Source organism: Saccharomonospora iraqiensis subsp. paurometabolica YIM 90007 (assembly GCF_000231035.2).
Lineage (GTDB): Bacteria > Actinomycetota > Actinomycetes > Mycobacteriales > Pseudonocardiaceae > Saccharomonospora > Saccharomonospora paurometabolica.
Map to the genome: position 1 here is coordinate 57,385 of NZ_KI912236.1, position 6,886 is coordinate 64,270.

General features: G+C 72.9%; 9 protein-coding genes. 8 read left to right on the top strand and 1 reads right to left on the bottom strand.

What is annotated here, in order from left to right; translation table 11 throughout:
• From SACPADRAFT_RS27290 to SACPADRAFT_RS0211885, 5 genes are all read left to right on the top strand, one after another.
• The coding region (locus SACPADRAFT_RS27290; protein WP_007025790.1) for a thioredoxin family protein at positions 1–451 on the top strand (451 nt) is incomplete at its 5' end.
• Positions 452–807: 356 nt separating this feature from the next.
• Positions 808–1,242 (top strand): DUF4395 domain-containing protein, encoded by a 435-nt coding sequence (locus SACPADRAFT_RS0211865; protein ID WP_007025791.1) that lies wholly within the window; start codon positions 808–810, stop codon positions 1,240–1,242.
• Between the two features lie 87 nt (positions 1,243–1,329).
• Positions 1,330–2,166 (top strand): sulfurtransferase, encoded by an 837-nt coding sequence (locus SACPADRAFT_RS0211870; RefSeq protein WP_007025792.1) that lies wholly within the window; start codon positions 1,330–1,332, stop codon positions 2,164–2,166.
• Positions 2,166–2,471: a DUF1416 domain-containing protein gene (locus SACPADRAFT_RS0211875; RefSeq protein WP_007025793.1), complete on the top strand. Its 306-nt coding sequence runs from the start codon at positions 2,166–2,168 to the stop codon at positions 2,469–2,471. Before SACPADRAFT_RS0211870 ends, SACPADRAFT_RS0211875 begins: the two co-directional genes overlap by 1 nt.
• Positions 2,472–2,761: 290 nt before the next feature.
• Positions 2,762–3,376, top strand: a complete 615-nt coding sequence (locus SACPADRAFT_RS0211885) for a heme-binding beta-barrel domain-containing protein (protein ID WP_007025795.1) — start codon at positions 2,762–2,764, stop codon at positions 3,374–3,376.
• A gap of 110 nt (positions 3,377–3,486) precedes the next feature.
• Here SACPADRAFT_RS0211885 and SACPADRAFT_RS0211890 read toward each other — a convergent pair whose 3' ends face one another.
• Entirely contained in the window at positions 3,487–4,335 is an 849-nt protein-coding gene (locus tag SACPADRAFT_RS0211890; RefSeq protein ID WP_007025796.1) for an aminodeoxychorismate lyase, read from the bottom strand.
• A gap of 77 nt (positions 4,336–4,412) precedes the next feature.
• On the opposite strand from SACPADRAFT_RS0211890, the gene ygfZ reads away from it, so the two are divergent.
• The 3 genes from ygfZ to SACPADRAFT_RS27295 all read left to right on the top strand — a co-directional run.
• Complete coding sequence (gene ygfZ / locus SACPADRAFT_RS0211895) at positions 4,413–5,549, top strand: CAF17-like 4Fe-4S cluster assembly/insertion protein YgfZ (protein WP_028662414.1); 1,137 nt, start codon at positions 4,413–4,415, stop codon at positions 5,547–5,549.
• A 70-nt stretch (positions 5,550–5,619) separates the two neighbouring features.
• A complete protein-coding gene (locus SACPADRAFT_RS0211900) occupies positions 5,620–6,219 on the top strand; it encodes an RsiG family protein (RefSeq protein WP_007025798.1) in 600 nt (199 codons plus the stop codon).
• Positions 6,216–6,886, top strand: a 671-nt coding sequence (locus tag SACPADRAFT_RS27295) for an asparaginase (protein WP_007025799.1), incomplete at its 3' end; no start/stop codon positions are given. The genes SACPADRAFT_RS0211900 and SACPADRAFT_RS27295, both read left to right, overlap by 4 nt.

Genomic DNA, 6,886 nt, shown 5'->3' on the forward strand with positions numbered 1-6,886 from the left:
GCCGACCGGACCGACCGGCAGCGTCCCGCCCGGCACCGGGCGGGAGGGCACCGGGCGGGACGGCACGGCCCGGACCGACGCCGGACGGACCGACGACCTGCCCACTCCCGTCACCGACGCACTCGCCGACGACGGCATCACCCTCGTGCAGATCTCGACCACTTTCTGCGCCCCGTGCCGGCACACCCGCGCCACGCTGCGCGCACTCGCGGATTCCGTACCGGGACTGGAGCACGTGAACCTCGACGTGACCGACCGTCCGGAGATCGCCGAGACCCTCGGTATCCTCCGCACGCCGACCACGATCGCCTACACGGCCGACGGCGGGGAACTGCTGCGGGTGTCCGGGGTCCCGAAGCTCGACCGGCTGCGGTCCGCGCTCCGTCCCCTGGTCGAGGTACACACCAGTATCCCACGGACTGAAAACGGTCCCCGCTCCGGAACCGACTGAGTACCCTGGGCGGCGTGGACCGGACGCCCCCGCACCCGCTGACGCGACGTCACCCGGTACCGACACGGCATCGCCCGGTACCGACACGGCATCGCCCGGTACCGACACAGCATGGCCCGGTGCCGGCACGGCGTTCCCCGGTGCCGACACGGCATCCCCTGGTGCCGACGCGGCGTTCCCCGGTGCTGACCCGGCGTCCCCTGAGGTCGACCCGGCACCGCCCGGTGCGGACACACCGCCTCCCGGTCCCACGTCTGCTGACCCGGCGACGCCCGGTCGACCTCTGCCGCGTGCGCAGCAGTCTCTGTCCGTCGTAGCGCCGACCGTGCCCCGGCGTCCGATCCGACGGAGGTGAGATGCCCGCGACAGCGTCCGTGGACCCGCGCGGCCCCCGCTTCGCGGCGGCCGTGACCACGGTGGTCCTCGCGACAGTCCTCGTCACGGGCTGGTGGCCGTTGCTCGCCGCCCAGGCCGCCGTGTTCGCCGTCGGGGTGGTCGCGGGCCCGTCCGCCACCCCGTACGCGCTGCTGTATCGCCTGCTCGTCGCGCCCCGGCTCGCCCCCACCGACGACCGGGAGGCCGTCGCGCCGTTGCGGTTCGCGCAGGGGGTGGGGCTCCTGTTCGCGGTCGCGGGCACCGTCGGTTACGTCAGCGGGCTGACCGCGCTCGGCCTCGTCGCCACGGCCCTCGCGCTGTTCGCGGCACTGCTGAACGCGGTGTTCGACGTGTGTCTGGGTTGCGAGGTGTATCTGCTCCTGCGGCGGGTCACACCCCGCAGCGAGCGGGTCTGAGGACACCGGGCGAGCACCGGCCGGGCACCCCCGTATCCGGCTTCTCCGAGTGAAACGCACCGACAATCCTGAGGAAAGAGAGCGATCATGAGCCGTGACGACGTCCTGGTCACCGCCCAGTGGGCCGAGGACAACCTGAACACGCCCGGCGTGGTGTTCGCCGAGGTCGACGAGGACACGACCGCCTACGAGGGCGGGCACATTCCGGGCGCGGTCCGCATCGACTGGCGCACCGAGCTGCAGGACCCCGTCCGCAGGGACTTCGTCGACAAGGCGGGCTTCGAGAGGCTCATGTCGGCCAAGGGCATCTCGAACGACGACCTGGTGATCCTCTACGGGGGCAACAACAACTGGTTCGCCGCCTACGCCTACTGGTACTTCAAGCTCTACGGGCACGACAAGGTCAAGCTGCTGGACGGCGGCCGCAAGAAGTGGGAGCTCGACGGCCGCGAGCTGGTCACCGGCGAGGTCGAGCGGGAGCGCACCAGCTACACCGCCACCGAGCAGGACCACACGCTGCGCGCGTTCCGGGACGAGGTCGTCGGAGCGATCAACGCCAAGAACCTGGTGGACGTGCGCTCGCCGGACGAGTTCTCCGGCAAGCTGCTCGCCCCCGCGCACCTGCCGCAGGAGACGGCCCAGCGCGCCGGGCACATCCCGAGCGCGGTGAACGTACCGTGGTCGAAGGCCGCCAACGAGGACGGCACGTTCAAGTCCGCCGAGGAGCTGGAGCAGCTCTACAAGGACGCGGGCCTGGACACGTCGAAGCCCACGATCGCCTACTGCCGGATCGGGGAGCGCTCCAGCCACACCTGGTTCGCGCTGCACGAGCTGGTCGGGCTGTCCGACGTGAAGAACTACGACGGGTCCTGGACCGAGTACGGCTCGCTGGTCGGCGTGCCGGTGGAGACGGGAGAGAAGTGATGAGCGACGGTTGCGGCGCCCCCGCGCAGACCGCCACGGCGGCCGACGCGGACGCGAACGGCCAGGTGGTCGTGGCGGGCACGGTCACCGGCACCGACGGACCGCTCGGCGGTGCCTACGTCCGGCTGCTCGACTCCGGCGGCGAGTTCGCCGGGGAGGTGCAGGCCTCGCCCGAGGGCGAGTTCCGCTTCTACGCGGCCCCGGGCACGTGGACGGTGCGCGCCCTGCACCGCACCGGCACCGGCGAGACCGCGGTCACCACCGACTCCGCGGGCGTCCACCGGGTGACCATCCCGATCACCTGACCCCGCCGGTCACCCCGGGTGTTGCCGTGAAGGACTCCTTCGCTGCATCTGACGCAGGGAAGGAGTCCTTCACGGCACCTGACGCAGGCAGGGAGTCCTTCACGGCAACACCCACTGGCGGTGTGACGTGGGTACCGGGGGGCTTTTGTGTGGGGTGGGGCGGGTTATCCTGCGGGCGTGGAGATTATCTTTACGACGTTGCTGGTCCTGGCCATCGTCGCGACCACGTGGTTCGGCGGCTACGTGGTCTACCGGCTGTACTCCGACCAGCGCTGAGCCGAGAGAGTTCGATGACCAGCGGTGACGAGGCCGTCCGTGCCGCCGCCGAGCGGGCCGAGGTGACGGGCACACGGAACATCCCACAGCTCGACGACCTGCCCATTCCCGGTGACACGGCGAACCTGCGCCAGGGCGAGAACCTGAACGACGCCTGCCTGGCCCTGCTGCCGCTCGTCGGCGTGTGGCGCGGCGAGGGCGAGGTCAGCTACCCGACGATGGAGCGCTCGTACCGCTTCGCGCAGCAGCTCACCATCGCCCACGACGGCAGGCCGTTCCTCTACCACGAGGCCCGGGCGTGGCTGCTCGACGACGACGGCGAGGTACTGCGGCCCGCCGCCCGGGAGACCGGCTTCTGGCGTCCGCAGCCCGACGACACGATCGAGCTGCTGCTGACCCACTCCACCGGCTTCGTGGAGCTGTACTACGGCAAACCGAAGAGCCAGAGCGCCTGGGAACTGGGCACCGACGCCGTGGTGCGGTCCGCCAGCGCCAAGGAGGTCACCGCGGCCAAGCGGCTCTACGGCATCGTCAACAACGGCGACCTCGGCTGGGTCGAGGAGCGCGCGATGATGGGGCACGAGATGACCCCGCACTGTTCCGCGCTGCTGCACCGCATCGTCGGCTGATCGCCGCACCGCGGCGGCTGATCACCGCACCGCTTCGGCTGAGCCGTCGGGGAGCGTCGTCGGGCGGGGCCGGACCCGCCTGCGGCCCGCCGGGGCCGTGAATCTGCGCCTCAGCGGTACTGCCGCTCGTACGCCTCGGCCAGCTCGGCGTGCGGCCCGGTCCCGTCCGGCAACGGTGTGCCGTCCAGGGTGTGTACCCGGGTGAGCTTGCGCACCGACGACGCCAGCAGCACCGCGTCGGCCGAGAACAGTTCCTCCGAGGCGATCGGCTCGATCTTCGTCGCCCACCCGGCCGCCTCCGCGGCACGGAAGACGGCACGCTGGGTCGTGCCGGGCAGGATCCCGACGGTCGGCGGCGGGGTGTACAGCGTGCCGCCGCGCACGAGCACCACGGTGGACGTCGGCCCCTCCAGCACCGAGCCGTCGGTCGCGGTGAACACCACGTCGTCGGCACCGCGCCGGGCCGCCTCCCGCAACGCGGCCATGTTCACCCCGTAGGACAGCGTCTTCGCCCCCAGCAGCAGCCACGGGGCCCGTTCGGCGAGCTCCGGTCCGAACCCCCGGTCCAGGCGCACCGCCGCCACCCCGTCGACCCGCGCGGCCCGCACCGGCTCGGCGATGTCCATGCCCAGGGCGTAGCCGACCGGATCGGCGTCCGGGTCACCTTCGGCGCCCCGGGTGTAGACCAGCTTCACCGCGATCTCGTCCGGCCCGGTCCAGTTCTCCACCACCAGCCGCACGGCGCGCTCCCACGCCGCCCGGTCCGGCTCGGGCAGGTCGAGCATGGCCGCCGACCGGGCCAGCCGGTCCAGATGCGCACCGAGCTCCCGCGGCACACCGTCGGCCACGAGCACCGTCTCGAAGATGCCGTCCCCGCGCAGCAGCCCGAGGTCGTCGACGCGGATCTGCGGACGGTCCGGGTCGGCCAGGGTCCCGTCGAGGAAGGCGAGCACGCGCATGGGTCCACGGTACCCATCCGCCACGCCCCGGCCACGCCATGAGGCCGCCGGGGGCGCGCGCCGCATACGATCGGGGCATGGCGTATGAGTCCCCGCTGCTCGGTCTCTCCGGTGCCGTGGCCACCCCCGACGATCACCCCGAACAGGGCGTCCCCTGGCACTGGGGGGACCCGTTCGGCGAGCAACGCACCGCCGTGCGCGGTGTGGCCGTGGTGGACCGCTCGCACCGGGAGGTGCTCACGGTCGGCGGCCCGGAACGGCTGTCCTGGCTGCACCTGGTGCTGTCCCAGCACGTCTCCGGGCTGCCCGACGACGCGGGCACCGAGGCGCTGGTGCTGGACAGCTGGGGCCGGATCGACACGCACATGGTCGTCGCGCACACCGGCGAAACCGTGTACCTGGACAGCGACCCGGGGGCCGAGGCCACCAGCGCCCTGCCGAAGGGCGGCAGGCAGCCGCTGCGCGACTACCTGGAGGCCATGAAGTTCTGGTCCCAGGTGGAGGTCGCCGACGCCACCGCCGACCTGGCGGTGCTCACCCTGTTGGGGCCGGACGTCCCCCGGGTGCTCGACGCGCTCGGGATCACGGTCGGCGACGCCCCGTACGCGGTCACGCCACTGGCGGACGGCGGACTGGCCCGCCGGATGCCGTGGCCCGGCCGGTCGGCGGTGGACCTGCTGGTGCCCCGCGCCGAGCTGGCGCGGTGGTGGCAACGGATCACCGACGCGGGCGCCCGGCCCGCGGGTGTGTGGGCCTTCGACGCGCTGCGGGTCGAGTCGCTGCGCCCGCGCTTCGGCGTGGACACCGACGAACGCGCGATCCCGCACGAGGTGAACTGGATCGACACCGCGGCGCACGTGGCGAAGGGCTGCTACCGCGGCCAGGAGACCGTGGCCAAGGTGCACAACGTCGGCAAACCGCCGCGCCGGATGGTGCTGCTGCACCTGGACGGATCCCCGGAGATCTACCCGGAGACGGGTGACCCGGTGCTGCACGGGGACCGCACGGTCGGCCGGGTCGGTAGCGTGGCCGAGCACCACGAACTGGGCCCGGTGGCGCTGGCCCTGCTCAAGCGGTCCGTACCGGCCGACGCCGAGCTGCGCGCGGGCGACCCCGAGCAGGACCGCGCCGTGCAGGCCGCCGTCGACCCCGACTCGGTCCCCGCCGAGCACGTCGCACCGGGCCGCCAGGCGGCGCAGCGGCTGCGTGGGTGAGTGCGGATCACCGGGTGACACGGTCGCCGGGCACTGGCGTGTCCGGCCTGTCGTAGAGCAGGATGATCACGTGATCGAAGTCCGGCCGGGGGGACGCCGTCGCATCGACCGTGTCCTCGCCGACGACTATGCACGCGGAATCGACCGGTTGCCGATGTCCACCCTGCGCTCCCGCCGGGACGAGGCGGCCCAGGAGGAGACCGACCTGTCGTACCTGCGCCGCCTGCTGCACGCCCGCATCGACATCGTCCGCGCCGAGCAGGAGCGCCGCACCTCGGGCACGGCGACCAGCGTGGTGGACCAACTGGCCGCGATCCTCGCGGACAACGCGCTCGGCCCCGCCACCGGCTCGGGCAGGCACCAGACGCTCGAACCGTCGCGGGCGGGCGCCTACCGGCGCAGGGCCGAGGCCCTGGTGGGCGACGCCGACCTGTCCGACGTCACGGCGCTGTCCGACGACACCCTGAACGACACGCTGGCCAGCTACCGGGAGCAGGAGCGCTCGGTCTCGCAGCGGCGCCGGGAGGTGCAGGCGGTGGTGGACGCCTTCAACGCCGAGATGGCCCGCCGGTACGCACAGGGCAGCGCCTCGGTGGACGACCTGCTGGCCGACGAACGCGGCACCGCCGGCGGCACCGGTGCCCCGGACGGGGAAGGAGGCCGCGCGTGACGCGGTTCCGGGACAACCCGGTACTGGTTGAGGTGGTGCGCTCGGGTGTGGTGGAGAGCGTCCACCGGGGCGCGCTCCTCGTCACCGCCCCCGACGGTTCCGTCCGCGCGGCACTCGGCGACGTGACGAGCCCGGTCTTCGCCCGGTCGGCGAACAAGCCGTTCCAGGCGCTGGGGATGCTGCGTGCCGGGCTGGAGGTCGACGACACCGACCTGGCCCTCGTGGCCGCCTCGCACACCGGCGAACCCGGCCACGTCGACCGGGCGTTGACCCTGCTGTCGGCCGCGGGCCTCGGTGAGGGGGACCTGCGTTGCCCGCCCGAGCCACGCCGGGCGGCGATGAACTGCTCGGGCAAGCACGCGGGAATGCTCGCCACGTGTGTGCGGCAGGGTTGGTCCACGGCGGACTACACCGATCCGGCCCACCCGCTGCAACGCACGATCGCGGACACCGTCACCGAACTCACCGGCGAGCCGATCGCCGCCACCGCCGTCGACGGCTGCGGCGCCCCGCTGTTCGCGTTCTCGCTCACCGGTCTGGCGCGCGCGTTCGCGACCGTGGCGCGGACCCGGGTCGGTGCGGCGATGCGCGCCGCCCCGTGGCTGGTGGCGGGCACCGGGCGGGAGGACACCCTGCTCATGCTGGCGCTGCCCGGCCTGCTGGCGAA

Bases quoted from the DNA above. Each gene is read 5' to 3' on its own strand.
- SACPADRAFT_RS0211865 (WP_007025791.1), top strand. From the start codon at position 808: ATGCCCGCGACAGCGTCCGTGGACCCGCGCGGCCCCCGCTTCGCGGCG.
- SACPADRAFT_RS0211870 (WP_007025792.1), top strand. From the start codon at position 1,330: ATGAGCCGTGACGACGTCCTGGTCACCGCCCAGTGGGCCGAGGACAAC.
- SACPADRAFT_RS0211875 (WP_007025793.1), top strand. From the start codon at position 2,166: ATGAGCGACGGTTGCGGCGCCCCCGCGCAGACCGCCACGGCGGCCGAC.
- SACPADRAFT_RS0211885 (WP_007025795.1), top strand. From the start codon at position 2,762: ATGACCAGCGGTGACGAGGCCGTCCGTGCCGCCGCCGAGCGGGCCGAG.
- SACPADRAFT_RS0211890 (WP_007025796.1), bottom strand. From the start codon at position 4,335: ATGCGCGTGCTCGCCTTCCTCGACGGGACCCTGGCCGACCCGGACCGT.
- ygfZ (WP_028662414.1), top strand. From the start codon at position 4,413: ATGGCGTATGAGTCCCCGCTGCTCGGTCTCTCCGGTGCCGTGGCCACC.